Source organism: Prochlorococcus marinus str. MIT 9401, assembly GCF_000760095.1.
GTDB classification, from domain to species: Bacteria; Cyanobacteriota; Cyanobacteriia; order PCC-6307; family Cyanobiaceae; genus Prochlorococcus_A; species Prochlorococcus_A marinus_I.
Genome location: NZ_JNAR01000017.1, coordinates 57,276 through 82,037, shown reverse-complemented (window position 1 = coordinate 82,037; position 24,762 = coordinate 57,276). Strand labels below are relative to the sequence as shown.

The following is a 24,762-nucleotide window of genomic DNA, read 5'->3' as shown; positions in this document are numbered from 1 at the left end:
AGTAATATGTTCGCTATTAATTTCCACCTAGGGCAAATAGTATATTCACCTTGCTGTAATCCATTGATATCACTTGAGCAAATTGCCAGAAAATAATCACACCATAGTCACAGTCCGGCAAATAATAATCACATTTTTAGAATTTTGAATAAAAATCATTGAAATAATTAGGATTAATTTATGTGATCTTTGGATTAATCACAGAATAATCACATTTATGCCAAAGGTATATATAGGAAATTTTTGTTGGATAGTTATTCTTATTTAATTGATTAAAAAAAAATAAAAAGATAAAAACGAAAATAAAAAAGTTGTCAAAATAAAATAAAAATAAAATTAAAATGAAAAAATTTGTGACCATTGGAATTCTCAGTTCCAGTTTCATAATGGGATGGAACTCTGTAAAAGCAGATACCTGGGATCATTGGGCAATTAAAGCATCAGATGCTCTTAGTTCTACCGGTTTACAGTTTTATACAGTTAATTCTGCCACTGGGGAAGCAACATTAAGGACAACAAAATGCTTTCCTCAATCAGGAATAAATCCTTGTAAACAGGAAATCGGAACTAATACATATGTAGACCCTGAAACAGGTAAGTTCTTCCTTGAAAATGCTGATGGTGAAACACATTCTTATGATTTAGATACTGATACATGGACTAACGAAGGTACTTCTTGGAAAGCAACATATACAAATTCAAGTGGTTCTGTTTATCAAAGACTTAGCGTGAAAAGAAAAAGTAATGGAGAAATACATATTGGAGATAATTCTTGGATAACAAAAGAAGAGAATGGAAGACAAAAAGTTTACGCAAAAGATGCTAATGGAAACCCAATTCCAATTGACTATACAAATGGAACTAAATTACTTATCAACGGAAGAGATGTAGAACAATCAATAAATAATGTAGGAGCATTAAGCGCTGCTCTAACTGGATTACCTGCAGTTCCAACTGACACAACCCTTGCTTGTGGGTTAGGAACTGGAACTCATGGTGGTGATTTCGCTTTTTCTGGGGGTTGTGCCTCTAAGGTTAATGAAAAACTTTCTATTAACTATGCAGCATCAATGACTATGCCAGGTCAAGATTATGCAGGAGATTTCGAAGATACATTTTCTGCAAGGGCAGGATTTGTTTGGAAATTAGGAAAGTCTGTTAAACCTTCTCTGATAAGTATGAAAGATAAGCAAAAACTAACTAATGAAATAACTGATCTAAAAAGTGAAAATAAAATTTTAAATAAAAAAATAACAAAATTCCAAACTGAAAAATTAGAACTTTTAGCAAGATTAGAAAGACTGGAGAAAATAGCGATTAATGAAACAAATTCAAAAGATTTAGCGACTATAAAACTACCTTAGTTGAGTAGAAATAATAATCACATTATTATCACAGTCTCAAAAGGTGTGTAATCTTTTTGAGACTTTATATATTCATATCAAGTGCTTCCAGAGATCACGTTTTCTACGTCGTATATTCGCTATTTATTGCAATATACTTTTTAGAAAGATCACATCCCCAAGCAGTACCTTCCGATTTGCCAGAATTTAAATTCATCACAATTTGTACAATATCATCAACTAAATATTTTCCTTTCATTCTATTCTTAATATAGTTTGTTACTTTCTGCGAATCATATTTTTTTAATTTCCCCTTTCCCAAAATCTGATCGTTACCTATATAAAGATCAACGTCAACTAAGTTAAATTTAACTCCGGAATTACCAGCAGCAGAAATGATTCTTCCCCAATTAGGATCACAGCCATGTATCGCAGTTTTTACTAATGAGGAATTACAAATAGATTTAGCAACCATAATTGCATCATCAGTATTTTTTGTTCCTTGAACCAAAACTTCTAATAAACAATTTGCTCCCTCTCCATCTCTTGCAATATTTTTTGCCAAGTTTTGGCACACAATATCAATCCCTTTTTGGATAATTGGGAAAAAACTTTTATCGATTTTCTCCCCAGAATTTATTGCAACAAATGAGTCATTTGTGCTTGTCTCTCCATCAACTGATATGGCATTAAAAGATCTCTTAACTGAAATAGAAATCATCTTATCCCATTCTGCCTTTTCAATACCCGCATCACAGGTTAAAAAGGCAAGCATTGTCGCCATATTGGGGTAAATCATTCCTGAACCTTTTGCAAATCCTGCTATTTTTATTTTTCTACCTTGAATTATCGTCTCTATTGACACTTTTTTCGAAGTCAAATCAGTAGTTAAAATTGCTTCTGCTGCATTTTGAAAATTATTAACCTTTAAATCGCTTACTAAATTAGGTAAATTTTTTACTAAATCATTTATTTGTATTGGGACACCAATTACACCAGTTGAGCACATTAAAACTTCTTCTTCTTTTATTCCTAAAAGTTCAGAAATCTTTCCTGTAGCAATTTGAAAATGTTTAATACCAAGATCTCCCGTGCATGCATTGGCTTGCCCAGAATTAATTAATATTGCTCTTAGGAAGCCCGAAGTTTTTTTTATCCTTTTCTCACAAATATCCACACATGATGCACGAACTATAGATTGGGTAAACATCCCGCTAAAAATACTTCCTTCTGGAGCGAGTATAAGTGCTAAATCTTTCTTATTGGAAGATTTTAATCCAGCAGATATCCCAGCAAAAAGGAACCCCTTGGGTGTTACCTTACTGTCATCAACAAACGACCAATTGGAATCTAACCGGCTCAAATTTTTTAGTATTTTAATTCATACTAACCACTCTTTAATACTAAAGAAACCAAGTAATTAGATTATTATTATTATATGAATATTCTTCAAAAATCAAAAAACAACCAAAGAAGGATTGGTTTAACAGGAGGTATTGCAAGTGGGAAGACAACCATAACTAATTACATTAGAAAAAATAAAAACATACCAATATTAGATGCAGATCATTTTTCAAGAGAATTAATCAAACCAAACACATATGGATATAAGAAAATTTTAGATTATTTTGGAAATAAAATTATTGATAATAAGAGCAATTCAGAAAGGGAAATAAACAGAAAACTTTTAAGGAACATTATTTTTAAAAATTTAGCAAGCAAGAAATGGATTGAAAAACTACTTCACCCCTTAATTAAAGAAAGAATGATAGAAGAATGCAGTCAATACAGAAATAATCAAACTATAGTATTGGTTATTCCTTTATTGTTTGAAGCAAAATTTGAAGATATTTGTACTGAAATATGGTTAGTTAAATGTCCTAAAGAACTACAAAAAAACCGACTTATCAAAAGAGATAAAATTAGCGAAAAAGAAGCAGATGAATTGATAAATTTTCAATTAAGTTTTGAAGAAAAAAGAAAATTTTCAGATATTATTCTAGATAACTCGGATGATCAAAATAAATGGATCAATAAGATAAAAGAGCTTCTTTAGGATTTAGCTATTTAATTTTTCCATAAGAAGTTTATTTGCAAGTTTAGGGTCAGCTTTACCTTTTGTTCTTTTCATAAGTTGACCAACAAAAAAACCAAGTAACTTAGTTTTGCCATTTTTAAATGCTTGAACTTCATTTGGATGTTCATGTATAAGTTCATCAATTATTGGTACAATACTTGAAGAATCAGATATCATTGCCAACCCTTTTTCTTCAACTAATTTTTTCGGAGAAATATTTTTTTTAATAAGTTCAGGTAAAATTTCTTTTGCAATTTTTCCACTAATTATATTTTTTGAAATCATACCAATCATTTCAGCAAGATTTTCAGGGCTAAGCTTTAATTCACTAAAACTTAGTTTGTTTGATTTTAAATAGCCCACAATATCACTTGTTACCCAATTTGAAGCTAGTTTGGCATCGGCACCATTTGCTACTGTATCTTCAAAAAAGTTTGCCATACTTATTTCATCAGAAATTACCCTTGCATCATATGCAGACAACCCAAATTGACTTACATATTTATTTCTTTTCTTTGAAGGTAATTCAGGTAGTTCTTTAAACCATATTTCTTGTTGGGCTTTTGTTATTTCAACTGGACCTAAGTCAGGATCAGGAAAATATCTATAGTCACTGCTACCCTCTTTTAATCTCATACTTTTCGTTAATTGCTTAGCTTCATCCCATAACCTTGTTTCTTGCAAAATTTTTCCTCCATTTTCATAAACTTCTATTTGTCTGGCTATTTCATAATCACAAGCCTTTTGAATTGCAGAAAATGAATTCATATTTTTTATTTCCACTTTGGTACCAAAAGGAGCATTAGGTCCTTTTCTAACTGAAATATTGACATCACAGCGTAATGAACCCTCTTGCATATTTCCGTCTGATACTCCTAGATATCTAACTGTTCTTCTAATCTCTGAGGCATATTCAGATGCCTCTTTACCTGATCTAATATCTGGTTTACTTACAATCTCACAAAGTGCTATTCCGGCACGATTATAATCAACTAAAGAATACTTAGAGCCAGCTAATCTATCACTGCCTGAATGGACTAGTTTTCCTGCGTCTTCTTCCATATGGAGCCTTTCTATACCAATTTTTTTAATATAAGGTTCTTTGTCCTTTTCAATTATTTCAACCTCTAACCAACCATTTTCAGCTAGTGGCTCGTCAAATTGTGAAATTTGATAATTTTTAGGTAGATCAGGATAAAAGTATTGTTTTCTATCAAATTTACAATGTTCTGCAACGTTTAAATTTAATGCTAAAGAAGTTTTTACAGCATACTCAAGAACAGTCTCATTCAAAACGGGAAGAGTTCCTGGTAAACCACAAACTACGGGATCTATATGCGTATTAGGTGCATCGCCAAAAGCTGTTGACGCAGATGTGAATATTTTACTTTTCGTATTAAGCTGTACATGAGTTTCCAAACCAATCACAGCTTCCCAAGATTCCAAATTGTTCATTATCAAAAGTCTCTTTATTAATAATATTGGATATAAAGGAAAAGAGGACCAAATCACAAATAAAAATATTAATTCTTAAATGGATCAAGAAACCAAAAATTCAATATTAATCATTGGCGGTGGACTTTTAGGTTTATCTATTGCTTATGAATTTTCTAAAAACAACTTCAAAGTTTTAGTTTTAAGCAAAAACAGAAATGAATCAGCTGGATTTGTTGCTGCAGGAATGTTAGCTACTCATGCCGAAGGGCTCGAAGATGAATTACTAAAATTTGGCCAAGAAAGTCAAAATCTAATTCCAAAGTGGATAAAAAATATTGAACAAGATAGTAATATTAAATGCGGCTTAAAAAAATGTGGCATAGTAGTGCCTTTTAAAAACAAAGAAGATCTTGAAGAGTTTCCCACTTATGAATATGGAAAATATTTAAATCACAAAGATCTTCAAACAGAAATTAATGGAATGAATTCTATTTGGAAACATGGTTTACTTTTCGAACAAGATGGTCAAATAGATAACCGAAGAAGACTGATGCGTGCTCTTGAGAGAGCATGCTCCTCGCATGGAGTCGAATTTCAAGAGGGATCAGAAGTAGAGGATTTGATATTCGAAAAAAACAAAATTACAGGTGCAACAGTGTTATGTGCAACTGGGGAAATAAAAAAAATTAACTGCGAAAAAGCAATTATATGCAGCGGTGCTTGGAGTAAAAAAATTTTTAATAAGATTCCAGTCTTTCCCGTAAAGGGACAAATGCTATCAATACAAGGTCCAACAAATTTTTTGAAAAGAATTATTTTTGGTCCAAAAACTTATCTAGTTCCCCGTGATGATGGACTTATTATAGTTGGAGCGACAGTTGAAAAAGATTCAAAATTTAATCCGGGTAATACTCCTAATGGAATAAAAAAACTGCAAGAAGGCATTCGCTCCTTATTGCCAGAAGCTATTAATTGGCCACAAATGGAACATTGGTGGGGATTTAGACCTTGCACACCAGATCTAAAACCAATAATTGGAAAATCAAAAATTGAAAATCTTTTTATAGCTACAGGACATTACAGAAATGGGGTTTTATTTTCTGCAATAACAAGTGATCTTCTTTTAAAAATAGTCCAAAATAAAAATCTCAAAGAAATAGAAAAAAGCTTTTTAAAAAAATTTAGTTTAGATAGATTTTCTATTTAAATTTTAATTTTCAGATCGCCATTTCGAATCAGAAGTTTCCCACTCACATAATTCCTCTTCATTAAACCATAGATCAATTTCAAATTTTGCTGTATCTTCTCCATCAGAACCATGAATAATATTCCTCCCAATATCAATAGCTAAATCTCCTCTAATTGTTCCAGGCTCTGCTTCTAGAGGTTTTGTTGCACCTATTAGTTTTCTAGCACTCAAAATAACTCCTTCTCCTTCCCAAACCATTGCTACAACTGGCCCACTTGAAATAAAGTCTACTAAATCACCAAAAAAGGGTCTTTCTCTATGTACTCCATAATGGTTTTGAGCAAGTTCTTTTGAAGGAATTAATTGCTTTAATCCAACCAATTTAAATCCTTTCTTTTCAAATCTGCCAATAATCTCAGAAACATATCCTCTTTGAACTCCATCTGGTTTAATTGCAATAAAGGTTCTGTCTTTGGTCATTTAGTTAATAATCACTCTATGTATATTCAACTTTTGGGTGGTAACTTGGCAAGTAATCATTAAAATAAAAGATAATGTTTTGAGTTATTTTCAAAAACATTTATTAATCACTAAGACATAAATTGACCAATTTTGAGCCGAAAAAATTAAAGAATATTTGGACTATTGAAGATAGTATTTCGACTTATAACATAGACAAATGGGGAGATAAATATTTTTCTATAAATTCCAAAGGAAATATATCAGTAACTAAAGATATCAAATCTGAAAATAAGATTGATCTTTTTAAGCTTGTCAAAGAACTTAAGAGTAGAGAAATAAATCCTCCATTAATCATAAGATTTAATGATATCTTGAAAGATCGCATATATGCATTACATGACTCTTTTTTAAAAGCAATAAAAACCTATAAATATAAGAACATTTATCAAGGCGTTTTTCCTGTCAAATGTAATCAACAGAAAAATGTCCTAGAAAAGATAATAGAGTTTGGTAGCCAATGGAATTTTGGTTTAGAAGTAGGAAGTAAATCAGAACTATTAATTGGCCTTGCACTTCTTGAAAACCAAAATTCATTATTAGTATGTAACGGATATAAAGATAAAAAATATATTGAGATTGCTACTTTGGCCAGAAAACTCGGCAAAAATCCAATAATAGTTATTGAACAAAGAGATGAGGTAAAAAGAATTATTCAAGCAGTTCAAGAACTTAAAGCGACTCCATTGATAGGAATTAGAGCAAAGTTATCAAGTAAAAGTAGTGGTAGGTGGAGTAAATCTATTGGAGATAATTCCAAATTTGGATTATCAATCCCAGAAATTATGTTGACAATAAAAGAACTAAAAGAAGCAAATCTTATCAACGAAATGAAATTGCTCCATTTTCATATAGGCAGTCAAATAAGTGATATTGCCGTGATCAAAGATGCATTGCAAGAAGCAAGTCAAATATATGTTGAACTATGCAAACTAGGAGCCCCAATGCAATATATCGATGTTGGAGGAGGATTAGGAATAGATTTTGATGGCACTAAAACCTCCTCAAACACCTCCACTAATTATTCTCTTCAAAATTATGCTAACGATGTAATTGCAACTATTAAGGATTCATGTGAATTAAATAATATCAAGCATCCAACCATAATCTCAGAAAGTGGAAGAGCAATAATTAGTCATTGTTCAGTTTTAATTTTTAATGTCTTAGGAACAAGCCATGTCAGTTCTAAACTACAAATTTTTGATAAAAAAAATCAACAATTAATAATTTCAAATTTACTTGAAACTCTCTATGCATTAAAAAAACTTAAAAATAAAAAAGTAAATTTATCTCAAATAATTGAACTATGGAATGATGCAAAAAAGTTTAAAGAAGATTGCTTAGTCGCTTTTAGATTAGGATTTTTAAGCTTGGCAGAGAGAGCTTATGCCGAAGAACTTACTTGGGCTTGCGCAAAAGAAATTTCTAATAACCTGAATAATGATGAAATCAATCATCCTGATTTATCTGAAATTACAGAAACTCTTGCATCAACATATTATGCAAATTTATCTATCTTTAAATCTATTCCCGATAGCTGGGCAATAAATCAGATTTTTCCAATAGTACCAATACATAGGCACTTAGAGGAGCCGTTCTGCAAGGGCAACTTTGCAGATTTAACTTGTGATTCAGATGGAAAACTAAATAATTTTATTAATGATGGGAAAATTAAATCTTTACTAAATTTACATAAGCCAGAGGAAGATAAAGATTATCTAATTGGAATTTTTATGACTGGAGCCTATCAAGAGGCATTAGGAAACTTGCATAATTTATTTGGCAGTACAAATGTTGTTCATATAGACATAAATCAAGATGATTCATATAGAGTCAAAAATATAATTAGAGAGGACAGTAAATCTGAAATTTTACAATTATTAGATTACAGTTCAGCTTCTTTGGTTGAATCTATAAGAATTAATACTGAATCAGCAATTGATCAAAAAAAATTGACTATAGAAGAAGCAAGAAAATTAATGGATCAAATCGAAATTAGTCTTAGAAAAAGTAGTTATTTATCAGAATGACTATCTAATGTTTTTTGCAAATAATTTTTAGCATAATCTAGAGCATCACTTAACTTATCAATATCTTTAGCACCTGCTTGAGCAAAGTTAGGCTTTCCTCCTCCACCTCCCGAACAAATTCTTGCAATCTCATTAATTAATTTACCTGCATGCAATCCTATTTTTACTGCTTCATCACCTAAAGAAACTACAAATAACAACTTTCTATTTTGTGGATTTGGTATTCCCCCAAGAATCACTATTGCTTTATTTCCCAAATGAGAAGTTAAATTAAGTGCTGCAGATTGCAAAGAATTCCCATCTAAGCCATCAATCTGATTTACTAAAATTGAAAAAGAATTTACTATTTCTGCGGATGATTTTATAGAAGAATATTTGAAATATGCAATTTCATCTTTCATTTTTTGTATCTCTTTATTCTTATTAATAAGCTCTGCTTGCAAATTATTAACCCTTTCAAAAAGTTGATTAGGATTTGCTTTTAACAAATCACTTAGTTGATTAACTAAAGCATTTCTATTACTGAAATAGTCTAATGCTGATTGACCTGATAATGCTTCGATTCTTCTGACTCCAGCTGAGATTCCTTCCTCACTAATTATTTTGAAAGAACCTAATTCGGATGTAGTTTTAACATGTGTGCCACCACAAAGTTCCATAGAAACTCCTGGTACATTAACGACACGCACTTCATCATCATATTTTTCTCCAAACATGGCGACTGCGCCCTTTTCAAGAGCCTCACTCTTAGACATATTTTTTACTTCTAGGGCATGATTTTCCATAATCCAAGAATTAACTAAAGTCTCAATTTTAGAAATTTGATCTTTAGAAATAGGATTAGAGGAATTAAAGTCAAATCGTAATTTATTAAAGGCTACTAATGACCCTTTTTGTCCAACACTTTCATTAAGAACTGATTTAAGTGCAGATTGTAATAAATGAGTAGCTGTATGATTTGCAGCAGCCTTAGCTCTATTAGAGGAGCTAACATTAGTCTTCACTTTTTGTCCAATAGTTAATATTCCTTTTTTGACCGTTCCATAATGTAAAAAAACATTTTTCTTTCGCATAACATTATCAACCAAGACCTCCACATCTTTTGAAAATATCGTTCCAATATCACCAACTTGCCCGCCAGATTCTCCATAAAAAGTTGTCTGATCAAGAACAATTAAAACTTTCTGACCTTCACTTGCTTGCTTAACTAATGTTGAATCCAAGAATATACCCTTTATTTCAGCTTCCGAAAGGAGTGAACTATAACCATTAAAAACAGTTTTATTAAAAAGATCTATTTCTCGCTCTAATGATCCCTCTAACGTCAAATCAATATTACTTGAAGCAGCTTTAGCTCTCTCTTTTTGTGCATTCATTTCTTCTTCAAAACCCTTTAAATCAACGCTGATACTATTTTCTTCAGCAATTTCTACAGTAAGTTCTAGAGGAAATCCATAAGTATCATAAAGTTCAAAAGCTTTAAAACCAGAAATTAATTTCTGCCCTGAAGAAATTAACTCATCTAGCAATTTCTCTCCTCTTTCAAGAGTTTCCCTAAATCTTATTTCTTCAATTTTTATTTCATTCAAAATTAAATCATTATTATTTTTTAAATCAGGATAATTATTTTGCATTAAATCGATCCCGACAGTAGCAATATGAGGTAAAAATTCATTTGTTATACCTAATAATCTGCCATGTCTGACCATTCTTCTAATAAGCCTTCTTAATATATATCCCCTGCCGAGATTACTTGCTGCTACTCCATCAGAAATTAAATGAATAACAGCTCTTGTATGATCACCAATGATTTTTAAAGAAATTTTGTTTTTATCATCTGAAGAAAAATAATCAATATTTGCAATTTCACAAATTTTTTGAATAATAGGAAAAATTAAATCTGTCTCATAATTATTTTGCTTTTTTTGTAGTATTTGAGCCATCCTTTCAAGACCCATTCCTGTATCAATATTTTTAAATTTTAAATCTGTCAATTTTCCATTATGATCACGATTATATTGCATAAAAACAAGATTATAAAATTCAATAAAACGATCTCCATCTTCTAAATCAATATTATGCAGACCCTTTTCAGGATGAAAATCATAATAAAGTTCTGAACAAGGTCCACATGGACCTGTTTTACCAGATGACCAAAAATTATCTTCCTCACCTAGTTTCACTATCCTATCTGGATGAATACCAATTTCATCTCTCCAAATTTTTGCAGACTCTTCATCTTCGTGAAAAACACTCACAATTATATTTTCAACAGAAAGTTGATAAATATTAGTAACTAATTCCCAAGCCCATTGAATAGCCTCTCGTTTAAAATAATCTCCAAAAGAGAAATTACCAAGCATTTCAAAAAAAGTGTGGTGTCTAGCTGTAACTCCAACGTTTTCTATATCGTTTGTTCTGATGCACTTTTGGCTAGATGTAGCCCTTTTTGATGGTCTTTCTTTTAAACCTAAAAAAACTGGTTTAAAAGGTAGCATTCCAGCAATTGTGAGCATAACTGTTGGGTCATCTGGAATCAAAGATGCACTTGGAATGATTTTATGTAATTTGTCACTGTAAAATTTTAAAAAAGCATTTCTTATCTCATCTCCAGTAACTATTTTTTTAATTAGTTGAGATGTCATTTATCCAGAATAAGTAGATTAAAAATTAAAGAAAAGCGTAATTTCGGTTATTTCGCAAAAACAATCACGCGAATTTATATTCTATATAACTAAAGTTAAAATATAAAGCTAATTATTTTATGATAACCTCTGCCCAGACAAGTAATTCTAAATTGGCACAAACTAATAACAAGCTGACGGTTCAATCTCAAAACTTTGCCGATGATTCTTGTGCCATAAGATCTTTGGATTGGGATCGCAATAGATTTGATATTGAATTTGGTTTAAGAAATGGAACTACTTACAATAGTTTTATTATTAAAGGCGAAAAACTAGCAATAATTGATACTAGTCACGCAAAGTTCGAAGAATTATGGTTTGAAGAATTACTGAAAAATATAAATCCACAAGAAGTTGATTATTTAATTACAAGCCATACAGAACCTGATCATTCTGGCTTAATAGGTAATCTTCTAGAATTAAACCAAAATATCACAATAGTTGGATCCAAATTAGCCCTAAAATTTATTGAAGACCAAATACATATTCCCTTTAAGCGTCTAGAGGTTAAGAGTGGAGAGTTTTTAAATCTCGGAACTAATCCTAATAGTGGTTTAGAACATAATATTGAATTCATAAGTGCACCAAATTTACATTGGCCAGATACCATATTTTCATATGATCACAGCACGCATGTTCTCTATACATGCGATGCATTTGGACTCCATTATTGTTCTGATGAATTTTATGACACTGATCAAAAAGAAATATACGAAGATTTCCGGTTTTATTACGATTGCCTTATGGGTCCAAACGCCAGAAGCGTTCTGCAAGCAATTAAAAGAATAGATAAACTACCTGAATTAAAAACAATTGCTGTTGGTCATGGACCTTTGCTACATAATCAGGTCAATTTTTGGAAAGGAAAATATCTAGAATGGAGTAGCAATAAAAGCAAAGGTAATGATTTTGTGTCAGTTTGCTACATAAGCGACTATGGTTTTTGTGATCGACTAAGTCAAGCTATATCTCATGGAATAAGTAAAGCAGATGCACAAGTTCAATTAATAGATTTAAGATCTTCTGACCCGCAAGAACTAACAAGTTTAATTTCCGAATCAAAAGCGGTAGTCATTCCCACATGGCCAGTGGACTCAGATAATGAATTAAAAGAATCTCTCGGTACTTTATTTGCTGCACTTAAACCAAAACAATTTACTGCAGTCTATGATGCATTTGGTGGAAATGATGAACCAATAGATTCCTTAGCAAATAAATTAAGAGAACTTGGCCAAAAAGAAGCTTTCTCCCCTTTAAGAGTTAAAAATATTCCAGATCCCATTATTTATCAACAATTCGAAGAAGCTGGAACTGACTTGGGTCAATTAATCAATAAAAAAAAGAATATTGCCTCTATGAAAAGTCTTGATTCAAATTTAGATAAAGCGTTAGGTAGATTAAGTGGAGGATTATATGTAGTAACAGCGAGCCAAGGGGAAGGCTCGACATTTAGACAAAGTGCAATGGTCGCAAGTTGGGTTAGTCAAGCAAGTTTTTCTCCACCAGGTATTACAGTTGCAGTTGCAAAAGATAGAGCTATTGAATCATATATGCAAGTTGGGAAAGGTTTTGTTGTGAATATCTTAAGAGAAGATAACTATCAAAAAATGTTCAGACATTTTTTAAAAAGATTTGCCCCTGGAGCTGATAGATTTGCGGATGTAGATGTAATTAGCAACATCGCTGAAGGAGGCCCAGTTCTCTCAGATTCACTCGCCTTTTTAGATTGTAAAGTCAGTTCAAGACTGGAGACTCCAGACCATTGGATAATTTACGGAATTGTTGAAAATGGTAATGTTTCTGACTTATCGTGTAAAACAGCAGTTCATCACAGAAAAGTTGCTAATCATTATTAGAAAATAAGTCTTTGAAATGTCAAATATAAGTTTCCTTGCAGAAAATCAAAATTTATCAGAATTTAAAATTACTGAAAATTTTTCTTGTATAAGATTCTTAGACCAAAATAAAGAAAGATTTGAACTTGAATTTAACCTTGAAAAAGGAACCTCTTTTAATACTTTTTTCATTAGAAATCATGAAGAACTGTTTATTATTCATCCACCTGAGAAACAATATTTAGATTCTTTTAATAGAGTAATTTCTAAGTTTTGCGATCAATTTAAATTAGGTAAAATCAACTTCATTTCTGGTCATATTAATCCCCAAATTATTGAAACTATAAAGTGTATAAGTACCCAATTTCAAAACACAACTATTACTTGCTCTAATCCAGGTTATAAACTTATTAGTGAACTTTGGAATCAAAGGAATCCTACCTTAAAAAACTTTATTGAAATTCAATTACCTGAAATAAACATAATCAAAAAAGAACTTAATTTAGAATTAGATAACATCTCACTAGAGTTAATTCCTATTCCAACAGCACGTTGGCCTGGTGGCCTGATAATTTATGAACGTAATCAAGAAATACTTCTTAGTGAGAAAATTTTCTCTGCACATATTGCATCTAATTATTGGTCTGAAACAAATCGAGTTAGTACAGAAATTGATAGGAAACATTTTTATGATTGCTTGATTGCACCAATGTCTAATCAAGTAGTATCAATAACTGAAAAAATTGCAGATTATGACATTAAAACTATTGCACCATTACATGGTCCCGCGATCGAATATAGCTTAAAAAGCTTCTTAAACGACTATATTAGATGGGGAGAGAATCTTTCAACTAATAACCATAAGATCGCTCTGATATATGCAAGTGCATATGGAAACACAGCCTCTATAGGCGATGCGTTGGCTAGAGGAATAAATAGAACCTCTGTAGAAGTTGAAAGTATTAATTGTGAATTTACACCTAATAATTTACTTGTAAAATCCATCCAAAATGCTGATGGATATTTAATAGGCTCACCCACATTGGGTGGTCACGCCCCAACTCCAATAGTTAGTGCGCTAGGAACATTGTTAGCAGAGGGCAATAGAGATAAGCCTGTTGGAATTTTTGGCAGTTTTGGCTGGAGCGGCGAAGCTATAGATTTACTTGAAACAAAATTAAAAGACGGTGGTTTTAAATTTAGTTTTGACCCTATTAGGATTAAATTCAGTCCAAATAAACCAAAGATTAAAGAGTTAGAAGAAATAGGAACTCACTTTGGAAGAAAAATTATAAAAAAAGGAAAGAAAAAACCCAGAAAATCAGATACTGGGATGATTACTAGCAAAACTGATCCAAAGCTACAGGCCCTTGGAAGAGTAATTGGTTCACTTTGTGTCCTGACAGCCTCTAAAGGCAAAGATGAGAATAATATCAAAGGTGCCATGCTTGCCTCTTGGGTTAGTCAAGCCAGTTTTTCTCCGCCTGGGTTAAGTATTGCAGTTGCCAAAGATAGATCGGTAGAGTCTCTTCTGCAAATAGGAGATTCCTTCGCATTAAATATTCTTAGTGAAAAAGATTTTAAAGAACCTTTAAAAAGATTCACAAAACCCTTTGCACCTGGAGAAGATAGATTTGAAGGAATAAATATTAAATTAACTCCTAATGAACAGATAATCATTCCTGAATCGCTCGCATGGTTAGATGCTTCTGTAAAAGAGAGAATGGAATGTGGAGATCATTGGGTAATTTACGCCGAAGTTTTACACGGTAATATACTAAAATCCGATAGTCTAACGGCAGTTCATCACCGCAAAACAGGTGCTAATTATTAAATTTATTTATCTAATTTATGACTGAAACAAAAGATCTTATAATCATTACGGCTAGTTGTGGTAAAAATCTAGAACTTGCTGAAAAATTTCTTGAAAAAAGTAATGAACTTAAAATAAGTTCTGAAATTTTAGATCTTACTACTCTCGATATTCCATTATTTAATCCAAGAATTCACAGCAAGGAAAATATTCCAAATGAAATAGAAGAATTAAAAAAAAAGCTTTTCAAGATTGAAAGATGGGTTATTTGTGCGCCTGAATATAATGGATCTATACCTCCCATTCTCTCCAACTTCATAGCATGGCTTTCTATTTCGGGCGATGACTTTAGGAATTTATTTAATGGTCAACCGATTGCAATTGCAACATTTTCTGGTGGCATAGGGTTAGAACTACTGACCTCATTACGAATTCAATTAGTGCATTTAGGAAGTCAAGTATTAGGAAGACAACTTTTGTCATCATATAGTAAACCTATAGATACAAAAACTATTGAAGATATTATTCAAAGACTTTTACAAATGAAAAAATTAAAAACATAAACTTTTAGTGGCTAAAAATTAATCTCATTTTTTCTTATTCCAAACTTTTAAAATTTCTTTTGCCATTGGCAAGGCATGTACTGCACCTCCTCCAGGCGTATTTTGTGCAAAAGCTACTATAAGCAACTCGCTCTTTTCCGAAGGAGCAAAGCAAACGAACCAAGCATGGTCCAAACCAGTCTTCCAATCTTCAGCGGTTCCCGTTTTGCCAGAGATTGGAGGAAGATTAGAAACTCCAGTATTAATTCCTACACCTGTTCCAGATTCAACAACTTTTCGCAAACCACTTTTTAATAACTGGATATGCTTAGGATCAATATCAAGTCTAGTTCTTGATTTATCAGACAAAGATTCTTTATATTGTTTGGTTAAGTAAGGAGTTACTAAATAACCTCCGTTAGCAATCGCAGCATATGCCCTTGCTATTTGCATTGGGGTTACTTGAACAACCATTTGTCCTATAGACATGCTAGCAATATCTTCTGGCACCCACGGAGTTCTTCCGGGCTCTCCCCATCCTCTTCCTCCCTTTGCCCACTGACTACTGGCAACTAAACCTATATTTTCTTGTTCAGAGATTTCAATCCCAGATAAAGAATTAAAACCAAGCTTTTTAGAGACTTCATGAATTTGGTCAACTCCAACAGCATATCCCACTTGATAAAAAAATGTATTACTTGAAACTCTTAAAGCATCTTCATAACCTATCACCCCAAAACCTAAATCATTATGCTCTCTAAAACATTGACGCCCATAAGTGATACATGGTTTCGTTTCTAACTTAGTTTCAATAGGAAATTTGCCGCTTTCTAAGCCAGCTAAAGCAGTTACAATTTTCCAAACACTTCCTGGATCATAAGCATTTAAAGCTCTATTTAAAAGAGGTTTTTGAGGAGAATTAAATATCTTATTGTATTCTTTTTCAGGCTTAAAGTCCTTCGAAAAAAAATTCAAATCAAAAGTAGGTTTACTAGCCATCGCTCTTATTGCACCATCGCTTGGATCCATAACTATTATCGCTCCAGCTTTTTTATCTTTGAGAACTTCCTCAGCAACTAATTGTAAATTCATGTCAATTGTCAATTCAATATCATTACCTTGTATTGAAGGTTTTATACCTAATGATCTTTGAAAATTGCCTAAAGAATTTACTTCAACCATTTCTCCACCCCATTCACCTCTTATATAATCTTCGTAAACATATTCAATTCCAGTTCTTCCTATTAAATCATTTAATTTATAACCCTTCTTAGCTAAAAATTTATATTCTGATTCAGTAATTGGCTGAGTGTAACCAATTACATGAGCAGCAACAGATTGATAAGGATAATTTCTAATTACTTTCGTCGCCACTTCAAAACTAGATAAATTATCTTCATTTTCCTTAAATTTAATTAATTCATCTCCATTTAAATCATCAAGAATAGTTACTGAGAGTTTTTGGTTTATGAGACCATTAAAATATTTATTTTGAATTTCATTACTATCGACATTTAACAAATTGGAAATGAATAATTTCTGTGTTTCCCAATTGCTTTTACTAACAGATTGAGGCTTAATTATTAAGGAGTATTGAACTCTACTATCTGCCATTACATAACCATTTTTATCCAATATTCTTCCTCTTATTGGTTGCGAAGCAATTAGTCTAATCCTATTTTCATCAGACAATTCTTTAAAAGTTTCATAATTTAAAAGTTGTAGAAAAATTAACCTTAATAAAATCAATAAAAAAGAGATAGAAGAAAAAACAAGTAATACTAAAGGTTGTCTTTTAAATGAAATCAGTTTTTTATTAGGATTAATTTTTGTCAAAAATAATAAATTTATTTAATTTTTTTTTCCAATAATGTGATGGTTTTTTTAATCTCTTTAAGTCTAGTTATTAAATTTTTATAATCACTATCTTCAACGCTCAAATTTAAATCATCATTTTTAATATTATTTGAATTCAAATTTTCACTCATAACACTCTTGATTTTTTAAGATTACAATTTCTAATAATCTAATTTTAAATAAAAAATTTAATTTTTCAAAATAATTTTAACTCTAAGTACTATAAGGAAGAATTATCATAAACCATTTAATTTATTTGATCTATATTTTGTTCAAAATAAGGATTACAACTATTTTTTGAAATTCCTAAAGACCAGCCAATAAATGATGAAATAAATATCGTAACAATCAATGGCAAAATAGCTTGTTGAGTATTTTCAAGACTAAACCATTCCCTCCAGCTACTAAAAAACCTTTCTCTTTGAAATTTTCTTTTTTCATTTTCTAATAATCTTGCTTTTTTGGCGAAAGCTTTTGTAACCCACTTTTCAAAAGGGATCTTTTTTATAATCGCCATTTTTCTCTCAACTTCTAATAGCTGTCCAGAATTAAGATAAGGATGAAATGTACTTATCAACTCAAGTGTCTTTAAAAACATTTCAACAGTTGCGTCTTTTATAAGCTTTTGCTCATGACTTAAATCAGCCCATTCTATTTCTGGATAAAAACGATTCCTATTAAGCTGAATTTGATCCTCTGACATTTGACCAGGTTCTCTAAGCCACCTATTGGTATTTTCATCAAACCTCCGCCAATACAAAAAAGGGTTAATAAAAATTGTTTTACCTGATACTTTGACTACATCTTGTTGAAGATGATTGGTTATGTTTCTTTCAGAATTTTTCGATTTAATCAAAAGGATAAATTAATAATCTAATTAAAGATTATCTTTTATTCACTATTTTTCCAGAAATATCAAATAGTTTTTTTACTCTTAAGTAATAGAAAGCTGCCAACGCTTTTTTAAATAATTGCAATATTCACATTTTGGTGAAGATTTAGGGAAAGTATCTGATCGTAATAAATTTACCGTATCAATAATCTTATCTTCCACCCATAATGTAGAACATTCTAATCTAATTAGATGTACATCAAAATTTAATTGATTATTAAATACTTCTTCATTTTTCCTGCCATTAAAATATAAAAGATAAGCTTCATTAGCGACTTTAAAACCATTTTTTTTAAATAACCATTGATACATTTCCAATTGTCTCTTATAAGCTTTTGCGTATTCATATTTATTAAAAGTCTCAGACCAATCAAAATTATTTCTGGATGTTGCTTTTACATCAATAATGATAAGATCGCCATTTTTTTTCTGCCAAATATCATCCACAGCTCCACCAAAATCATAATTATGTTTAATCGACCTATATCGTATTCCTTGAAAATTACTTCTCCAACGTTCTAAATCTTTATGTTTGAAAGGAACAGCATCAATACCATATTCAATAAATAAAGGATGTGGCTTCTGAATTATTCTGTATTTGTCAAATTCATTTTTACATAAATGATCTACAGCGATATTTAAAGTAAATGGTAATGATGGTGGTTTTATTTGATGTTTTTTATCAAGCACACAACATCTTGGACAACTAAGATATTTCTCAACGGTAGATCGACTTAATTTAATAATCTCACTCATCACATTTTAAATCTATTTTGAAAATTCTCATATTAGTTAAAAGACTTTAAATTTTTTTAAAAAATTTTTACTTACTTCCAAACAATAAAACTCAACGGTTTTAATCCTTTAAAAAAATTGGTATCTTTGACTTGATTGACTGCAAAACTATCATATAAAATCCACCTAAAACAAGTTAACTCCATATTTTGTGTTTTCTATTTTACTAATATGATCTTATTCTAGATAAATCGTTTTTAATTTCAACTGAAAATTGAAAATGTATAAGTTAATAAAAAATTCAAAAATGAAAGGTTTCGGAAATGAATTTGAAAATAAAAAACAAAATTCACAATCAAAAATTGATAAAAATAAAGAAAAACTAATTAGTCAAGCATTCTTATCTCATTCAAAAGGAAATATTAAGGACGCTTTCAAATATTACAAATATTGTATCGAGGCAGGAGTTAATGACTACAGAATTTTTTCTAACTGCGGACTGATCTTAAAAAATTCAGGCAATTTAATACAAGCAGAAAAATTGCTTAGAAAAGCAATAGAAATTAATCCTAATTCCGATAGTGCGCATTCAAATCTTGGATCTATATTAAAAGATCTTAAAAAGTTTAATGAAGCAGAATTGTATCATCGAAAAGCAATAGAAATTAATCCTAATTTTGCTCTTGCATATTTAAATCTAGGAAATGTTTTGAGAGAATTGAAAAAATTCCAAGAAGCAGAAATAATGCTCAGAAAAGCAATACAAATAGACCCCAATTCAAGTATAGCGCTCGCCAATCTTGGAGATATCTTAAAAAACAAAGGGCAATTAGCAGAGGCAAAAAAATTACTTCGAAAAGCAATAGAAATTAATCCATCATTAGTTAAAGCATTTTATTCACTCTCAAAACTTTCTTTGAATAGCGATGATATTAGTTGGCAAAAATATTTACTTTCAGAGAAAATTTTAGAGCAAAAGAATGTGAAAGATAAAATTGAAATTTACTTCGCAAGATCAAACGTTCTACATAAAGAAAGAAGATATGAAGAAAGTGCTGAAAATTTGCAAATTGCAAATCAACTAAAACTTAAGATTTATCCTTCAAATGTTGATACATTGATAAATCGATCAAATTTTTTATTAAATAAATCCAATACTGGAAAAAATGTTAAAAACGAGAAGAAATACCCTTGTAGTATTTTTATCGTAGGCATGCCAAGAAGTGGAACAACTTTAGTTGAATCAATTATTTCTCTTAATGAAAAAGTACAAGATCTTGGAGAAATTAATATATTTGAAAAAGCATATCAAGAAAGCATAAAAAATGATCAAGCACTTTCCTTGACTGATTTATATTTTAAAAAAATAGCTGAATTAGGGATAAATCCCTCTATTACTACAAATAAATGGTTATATAATTATCTTTACGCTGGAATTATTGCTAATCAAATTTCAAATTCAAAAATAATACACTGTTTAAGAAACCCTTTAGATAATATTCTCTCTATTACAAGAGCAAATTTTTCAACTGGAAATTCCTATTCCTCCTCATTAGTAGATTGCACCAAGGTTTATTTAAATCAAAACAACGTAATGAACACCTATAAAAATCTATTCAGTTCAAGTATTTATGAAATGGATTATGATTTATTAGTTACTAATCCAGAATCAACAATTAAATCATTAATTAATTGGTTGGGATGGCAATGGAATGAAAATTATTTATCTCCTCATAAAAATGAAAGAACAGTTTTAACTGCAAGTGATGTACAAATTCGATCCCCAATTAATCCAAACTCCATAGGAGGATGGAAAAACTACAAAGAAATGCTCAAACCTGCTATTTCAATATTATCTGCAACAGATCAATTTAAAGGCGTAATTTCATAAACACTTATAAATTATGTTTATCATAATATGGACTAATTGTAGAGAAAATTGACTTAACACGATTTCTCTTAAGAGACATAGAAAAAGTGCTACGTAAAATCCACGTAAAACCGATTAATTGAGGTTATAACTAGTTTCTTATAATCAGTTTATTCCCAATTTATAATCCTGCAATTTATGCAAGAGAAAAAGTCATTCATATCAATACATCTCAAGGCATAATTTTCAATATTATTTCGTGTGAAACCCGTGTTAAACCACTTTTTAGATCGAGATTATTTAATAAAAAACTAAAAATTAATTACTCAGTCACAGTAAATTAAACAATTTTGATTAGTTGGATGTTCTCTACATTCTTTATCCCAAAAGTTTTGCAACTCCGAAGTACATTTTTGTAATTCTTGTGGAGTCTCATTCAAGTTTAACCCTGCATAATTGAATGCACTTAGGTATCTTGGAAGGACATTGAATTGATTAAATAGTTTCATAAGACCTCCTAGATCTATATCTATATTGTCCTCCTATTAACTATAAATTCATAGAGTATTATTACCCGAGTAGAAGTGCTTTGTGGTTTGTACGACTATCTTTTTTCTATTCAGTAGGAGTAGAAATAACTCAGGAGTCAAAAGTACTTCATCGACTTTGTGGACAGTGAAGTGCATAAGACTCGAAGAGGGCAAACAAATGCCCTCTTATTTTATTTTTAAGAAGGAAAGGTATTGCTTTAGGGTATTATCAGGAATTTTCATAAAAAATAAACTATCACTTTAATATGAATTAATGAGGAGAAAAATTATCCTTGATATTTAATGTTGCGACTTCTTCCACTACCGATTTTTATAGGAATTTATCTATTCTCTTACTGGAGATGTAGAAAAAATATTACTGCAAGTGATGAGCAACTTAAACCATGCATTGAATGGGCATATATAAAAAATTTACCTCTCCCACCAAAACCTTCATTTGTCGAGTTTTATATTGTTTATGTTTCTTCTTTTTTAAAATTTCCCTTTGGGATAATTATTCAAACATTACCTTTTTCTAAGAAAGTAAGATACTACGAAAGAGAAATGAAATTAATATTTGATAAATGGAATTTAGAAAAAATTAAAAAACTAAAAAACTAATTTTCAGTCAATATTTATTCTCTTTATTCTTCACTCCCACTCAATAGTTCCAGGAGGTTTGCTTGTTATATCATAAACAACTCTATTTACTGAATCTACTTCGTTAACGATTCTATTTGCAATCCTCTCCAAAATCTTAAAAGGAATTTTTGACCAATCGGCAGTCATACCATCCTCACTTGATACACAACGTAAAACTATTGGCCATGCATAAGTCCTTTTATCTCCCATCACTCCCACAGTTTTAACAGGCAGCAATACTGCAAAAGCTTGCCAAATATCATCGTAAAGACCAGCTTTTTTAATTTCATCTCTTACTATCCAGTCTGCATCTCTCAAACAATCAAGTTTCTCATTATTTACCTCTCCCAAAATTCTTATAGCTAATCCAGGTCCTGGGAATGGATGCCTTTTGATAATTTCATCCGGCAAACCTAAAGCAGCTCCCACTTTTCGGACTTCATCCTTAAAAAGTTTTCTTAATGGCTCAACTAATTTAAATTGTAAATCTTTTGGCAACCCACCCACGTTATGATGACTCTTTATTTTTACAGCTATTCTTTCACCAGTCTTCGGGTCAATATTAGTACCAGCACTTTCAATAACATCAGGATAAAGAGTACCTTGAGCTAAATACTGAAAAGGTCCCAATCTATTACTTTCTTCTTCAAATACTCTTATAAATTCTTCACCAATAATTTTTCTTTTTTGTTCTGGATCAGTAATCCCTCTTAATTTGGCAATAAACCTTTCCCTTGCATTAATATATTCAACTTTAATGTGAAATTTCTTATCAAAAAAATTCATTAAAAATTCTGGTTCACCTTTTCTCATGAAACCTTGATCTATAAACATACAAGTAAGCTGATTTCCAATTGCTTTATTGAGAAGAAATGCAAGAGTTGATGAATCAACTCCTCCTGACAAGGCAAGCAATACTTTTTTGTTGCCAACTTGCTCTCTTATTCTTGGAATAGTTTCATCTATATATGTTTCGGTTGTCCAATCAGGCGCACAACAAGAAATTTTATAAACAAAATTTTTGATTACCGTCATTCCAAACTCTGAATGAACAACTTCAGGATGAAATTGCACGCCAAATAATTTCTTTACATCACTTGAAATTGCTGCATGGGGTGTGTTCTCGGTATGAGCAATCTTGTTAAATCCATCAGGCAAATAATTAATTGAATCGCCATGACTCATCCACATTATAGATTTATCTTTGACATCAAACAGGAGGTCAGATTGTTGATCTATATTTAGTGGTGCTCTTCCATATTCAGCTTTTTTGGTTGCTGAAATAACAGATCCTCCAAGTTCTTTTACCATTAATTGCATTCCATAGCATATGCCAAGAATAGGAATTCCTAAATTAAAAATTTTTTCATCACATCTAGGAGCATTTTGTTCATATACAGAATTTGGGCCTCCACTCAAAATGATCCCTTTAGGATTAATTTTATTGATTTCCTCAATTGAAATAAAATTACTTACTACAAGAGAGAAAACATTAGTTTCTCTAATTCTTCTTGCAATCAATTCAGAATATTGAGATCCAAAATCTAAAATTAATATTGAAGGATCTCGTTCTTTTTTTAAAGATGTTTGACTCATGTATAAAAGTTAGCTCAATTTATTTACAAAAGCATAATGATTCAAAAATAATCTCATTGAAAATAAGAAATATACTTATTACCTTGAATTCCAGCCCACCTTATTTTCCTTTTTCTATCAAAAATAATTGAGGCGATTTCCATATCAGTTTTTACATACCTATTTACATAATTAAAGGAACGCTTTTCAATCGTATTTGATAAATTCTTGAATAATTTATCAGTTAAAGATTGATTAAATCTTTCAAGAAGCAGTAATGCGTCCTCAAGATTATTTAACTGCGATAATTCAACTATTATTTCAGGTGGTACCTTCTCTTTAACTGCTAAATAAACAAGAATCTCAATTCTTGCATCAGCTAAATGATTATGTGTATGAAAAATACCACCTGCTAATTTAATTAATTTTCCGTGATAACCAAAAAGAATTACAGTTTTAACTTTTTTTATCGCAGCATCAACTAATAATGGGCCTATCCAATTTCCAATTTTGATAATTGGCAAATTAACATTATAAGTTTTGGCTAAATTTAACCCATTTTCACCGATAACAAAAACAACTTTCCCTTTAAAATCATTTTTAATTAACTTTGCTAGATTAGTCTTAGCATTTTCTAATTGATCCGGTGAAGCACTCGAATAAGTCTCAGCAGAAGTACCAATAATAGATAATCCATTAACAATACCAAATGACTTATTACTAGTTCTTTCAGCTAAAAATTTACCCTTTGGGAAAATAATTTCTAATTTCAAATTAAAGCCTTCAGGAATAATATCTAATAAATTTGCATATAAAACTTCTTTTGCAAAATTAGAAATGCATATCTCTGATGTATCTTCTTTTATGCCTACACCGGATCCTGCAATAATATTTATGGGAATTGTTTGAACAGACTTATTAAAAGAAATTTTTTCTAAAGAGGCTATTGTCCATATTTCTAAGTTTTGTGTAATGTCAAGATCTAAGCCTGACTTTGCAAAGGTTATTCCTAATGCATGCGATTCATCTTTAAGTAAACCAACAGAATGAATCTCAATTTTTATTTCTTTTTTTCCATTAGGAATTTTTATTACTTCATAATTCTCAAATGGTAACCCTACTAATTTTTTTAATGCTGACTTAGCAGCTCCAGCAACCCACAAAGGTAAAGAAAATCCTTTTTTCAAATCAA

19 protein-coding genes are annotated in these 24,762 nt (G+C 30.8%); 9 read left to right on the top strand and 10 right to left on the bottom strand.

From position 1 onward, the window contains the following. Positions 1 to 341: 341 nt before the first annotated feature. Complete coding sequence (locus tag EV01_RS00485; protein WP_032516860.1) at positions 342 to 1,364, top strand: YadA C-terminal domain-containing protein; 1,023 nt, start codon at positions 342 to 344, stop codon at positions 1,362 to 1,364. Positions 1,365 to 1,467: 103 nt separating this feature from the next. On the opposite strand, the gene argJ is transcribed toward EV01_RS00485, so the two are convergent. Then, positions 1,468 to 2,706: a bifunctional glutamate N-acetyltransferase/amino-acid acetyltransferase ArgJ gene (argJ, locus tag EV01_RS00490; RefSeq protein WP_032516861.1), complete on the bottom strand. Its 1,239-nt coding sequence runs from the start codon at positions 2,704 to 2,706 to the stop codon at positions 1,468 to 1,470. A 75-nt stretch (positions 2,707 to 2,781) separates the two neighbouring features. Between argJ and coaE the strand changes: the two genes are divergently transcribed. Then, positions 2,782 to 3,399 carry a dephospho-CoA kinase gene (gene coaE / locus EV01_RS00495; protein ID WP_032516862.1) on the top strand — a complete coding sequence of 206 codons (618 nt, stop codon included), beginning with the start codon at positions 2,782 to 2,784 and terminating at the stop codon, positions 3,397 to 3,399. Positions 3,400 to 3,402: 3 nt separating this feature from the next. On the opposite strand, the gene gatB is transcribed toward coaE, so the two are convergent. Then, on the bottom strand, positions 3,403 to 4,875 hold the full coding sequence (gene gatB, locus EV01_RS00500) for an Asp-tRNA(Asn)/Glu-tRNA(Gln) amidotransferase subunit GatB (protein ID WP_032516877.1): 1,473 nt from the start codon (positions 4,873 to 4,875) through the stop codon (positions 3,403 to 3,405). A gap of 79 nt (positions 4,876 to 4,954) precedes the next feature. Here gatB and thiO point away from each other — a divergent pair, with 79 nt between their 5' ends. Continuing rightward, positions 4,955 to 6,064 (top strand): glycine oxidase ThiO, encoded by a 1,110-nt coding sequence (gene thiO / locus EV01_RS00505; protein WP_032516863.1) that lies wholly within the window; start codon positions 4,955 to 4,957, stop codon positions 6,062 to 6,064. A gap of 3 nt (positions 6,065 to 6,067) precedes the next feature. Here the strand turns inward: thiO and ndk are convergent, their stop codons facing one another. Next, positions 6,068 to 6,526, bottom strand: coding sequence for a nucleoside-diphosphate kinase (ndk, locus tag EV01_RS00510; protein WP_032516864.1), 459 nt, complete (start codon positions 6,524 to 6,526; stop codon positions 6,068 to 6,070). A 122-nt stretch (positions 6,527 to 6,648) separates the two neighbouring features. Between ndk and speA the strand changes: the two genes are divergently transcribed. Beyond that, positions 6,649 to 8,595, top strand: a complete 1,947-nt coding sequence (speA, locus tag EV01_RS00515) for a biosynthetic arginine decarboxylase (protein ID WP_032516865.1) — start codon at positions 6,649 to 6,651, stop codon at positions 8,593 to 8,595. On the opposite strand, the gene alaS is transcribed toward speA, so the two are convergent. Beyond that, positions 8,580 to 11,240 carry an alanine--tRNA ligase gene (gene alaS, locus EV01_RS00520; protein WP_032516866.1) on the bottom strand — a complete coding sequence of 887 codons (2,661 nt, stop codon included), beginning with the start codon at positions 11,238 to 11,240 and terminating at the stop codon, positions 8,580 to 8,582. The two genes, speA and alaS, sit on opposite strands and share 16 nt — an antisense overlap. A 119-nt stretch (positions 11,241 to 11,359) precedes the next feature. Between alaS and EV01_RS00525 the strand changes: the two genes are divergently transcribed. From EV01_RS00525 to EV01_RS00535, 3 genes are read left to right on the top strand one after another with little or no spacing between them, the layout of a single operon-like run. Beyond that, positions 11,360 to 13,135 (top strand): diflavin flavoprotein, encoded by a 1,776-nt coding sequence (locus EV01_RS00525; RefSeq protein WP_032516867.1) that lies wholly within the window; start codon positions 11,360 to 11,362, stop codon positions 13,133 to 13,135. Between the two features lie 16 nt (positions 13,136 to 13,151). Next, positions 13,152 to 14,948, top strand: a complete 1,797-nt coding sequence (locus EV01_RS00530) for a diflavin flavoprotein (RefSeq protein WP_032516868.1) — start codon at positions 13,152 to 13,154, stop codon at positions 14,946 to 14,948. A 17-nt stretch (positions 14,949 to 14,965) separates the two neighbouring features. Continuing rightward, positions 14,966 to 15,490, top strand: a complete 525-nt coding sequence (locus EV01_RS00535) for an NAD(P)H-dependent oxidoreductase (protein WP_032516869.1) — start codon at positions 14,966 to 14,968, stop codon at positions 15,488 to 15,490. Between the two features lie 24 nt (positions 15,491 to 15,514). Here EV01_RS00535 and mrdA read toward each other — a convergent pair whose 3' ends face one another. From mrdA to EV01_RS00550, 3 genes are all read right to left on the bottom strand, one after another. Continuing rightward, on the bottom strand, positions 15,515 to 17,305 hold the full coding sequence (mrdA, locus tag EV01_RS00540; protein WP_072013455.1) for a penicillin-binding protein 2: 1,791 nt from the start codon (positions 17,303 to 17,305) through the stop codon (positions 15,515 to 15,517). A gap of 268 nt (positions 17,306 to 17,573) precedes the next feature. Beyond that, positions 17,574 to 18,182 carry a hypothetical protein gene (locus EV01_RS00545; protein ID WP_032516870.1) on the bottom strand — a complete coding sequence of 203 codons (609 nt, stop codon included), beginning with the start codon at positions 18,180 to 18,182 and terminating at the stop codon, positions 17,574 to 17,576. A 78-nt stretch (positions 18,183 to 18,260) separates the two neighbouring features. Beyond that, positions 18,261 to 18,974: a PD-(D/E)XK nuclease family protein gene (locus tag EV01_RS00550; RefSeq protein WP_032516872.1), complete on the bottom strand. Its 714-nt coding sequence runs from the start codon at positions 18,972 to 18,974 to the stop codon at positions 18,261 to 18,263. Positions 18,975 to 19,260: 286 nt separating this feature from the next. Between EV01_RS00550 and EV01_RS00555 the strand changes: the two genes are divergently transcribed. Beyond that, on the top strand, positions 19,261 to 20,844 hold the full coding sequence (locus tag EV01_RS00555; protein ID WP_032518538.1) for a tetratricopeptide repeat-containing sulfotransferase family protein: 1,584 nt from the start codon (positions 19,261 to 19,263) through the stop codon (positions 20,842 to 20,844). Positions 20,845 to 21,149: 305 nt separating this feature from the next. Here the strand turns inward: EV01_RS00555 and EV01_RS09435 are convergent, their stop codons facing one another. After that, positions 21,150 to 21,332, bottom strand: a complete 183-nt coding sequence (locus tag EV01_RS09435) for a hypothetical protein (RefSeq protein WP_032518076.1) — start codon at positions 21,330 to 21,332, stop codon at positions 21,150 to 21,152. A gap of 324 nt (positions 21,333 to 21,656) precedes the next feature. On the opposite strand from EV01_RS09435, the gene EV01_RS00560 reads away from it, so the two are divergent. Beyond that, the gene (locus EV01_RS00560) at positions 21,657 to 21,974 is read left to right on the top strand and encodes a hypothetical protein (RefSeq protein WP_032518075.1); all 318 of its coding nucleotides are present in this window, start codon (positions 21,657 to 21,659) and stop codon (positions 21,972 to 21,974) included. Between the two features lie 30 nt (positions 21,975 to 22,004). Here EV01_RS00560 and guaA read toward each other — a convergent pair whose 3' ends face one another. Both guaA and cbiD read right to left on the bottom strand, forming a co-directional pair. Further along, positions 22,005 to 23,591 carry a glutamine-hydrolyzing GMP synthase gene (gene guaA, locus EV01_RS00565; protein WP_032518074.1) on the bottom strand — a complete coding sequence of 529 codons (1,587 nt, stop codon included), beginning with the start codon at positions 23,589 to 23,591 and terminating at the stop codon, positions 22,005 to 22,007. 53 nt (positions 23,592 to 23,644) lie between these two features. Then, positions 23,645 to 24,757, bottom strand: coding sequence for a cobalt-precorrin-5B (C(1))-methyltransferase CbiD (gene cbiD, locus EV01_RS00570; RefSeq protein WP_032518073.1), 1,113 nt, complete (start codon positions 24,755 to 24,757; stop codon positions 23,645 to 23,647). Positions 24,758 to 24,762 lie beyond the last annotated feature (5 nt).

Excerpts from the sequence above, each read along its gene's own strand:
- EV01_RS00555 (WP_032518538.1), top strand. The coding sequence starts at position 19,261 with ATGAAAGGTTTCGGAAATGAATTTGAAAATAAAAAACAAAATTCACAA.
- EV01_RS00560 (WP_032518075.1), top strand. The coding sequence starts at position 21,657 with ATGTTGCGACTTCTTCCACTACCGATTTTTATAGGAATTTATCTATTC.
- ndk (WP_032516864.1), bottom strand. The coding sequence starts at position 6,526 with ATGACCAAAGACAGAACCTTTATTGCAATTAAACCAGATGGAGTTCAA.
- EV01_RS00525 (WP_032516867.1), top strand. The coding sequence starts at position 11,360 with ATGATAACCTCTGCCCAGACAAGTAATTCTAAATTGGCACAAACTAAT.
- coaE (WP_032516862.1), top strand. The coding sequence starts at position 2,782 with ATGAATATTCTTCAAAAATCAAAAAACAACCAAAGAAGGATTGGTTTA.
- EV01_RS00550 (WP_032516872.1), bottom strand. The coding sequence starts at position 18,974 with ATGAGTGAGATTATTAAATTAAGTCGATCTACCGTTGAGAAATATCTT.
- guaA (WP_032518074.1), bottom strand. The coding sequence starts at position 23,591 with ATGAGTCAAACATCTTTAAAAAAAGAACGAGATCCTTCAATATTAATT.
- gatB (WP_032516877.1), bottom strand. The coding sequence starts at position 4,875 with ATGAACAATTTGGAATCTTGGGAAGCTGTGATTGGTTTGGAAACTCAT.
- thiO (WP_032516863.1), top strand. The coding sequence starts at position 4,955 with ATGGATCAAGAAACCAAAAATTCAATATTAATCATTGGCGGTGGACTT.
- EV01_RS00530 (WP_032516868.1), top strand. The coding sequence starts at position 13,152 with ATGTCAAATATAAGTTTCCTTGCAGAAAATCAAAATTTATCAGAATTT.
- EV01_RS09435 (WP_032518076.1), bottom strand. The coding sequence starts at position 21,332 with ATGAAACTATTTAATCAATTCAATGTCCTTCCAAGATACCTAAGTGCA.
- EV01_RS00485 (WP_032516860.1), top strand. The coding sequence starts at position 342 with ATGAAAAAATTTGTGACCATTGGAATTCTCAGTTCCAGTTTCATAATG.
- alaS (WP_032516866.1), bottom strand. The coding sequence starts at position 11,240 with ATGACATCTCAACTAATTAAAAAAATAGTTACTGGAGATGAGATAAGA.
- EV01_RS00535 (WP_032516869.1), top strand. The coding sequence starts at position 14,966 with ATGACTGAAACAAAAGATCTTATAATCATTACGGCTAGTTGTGGTAAA.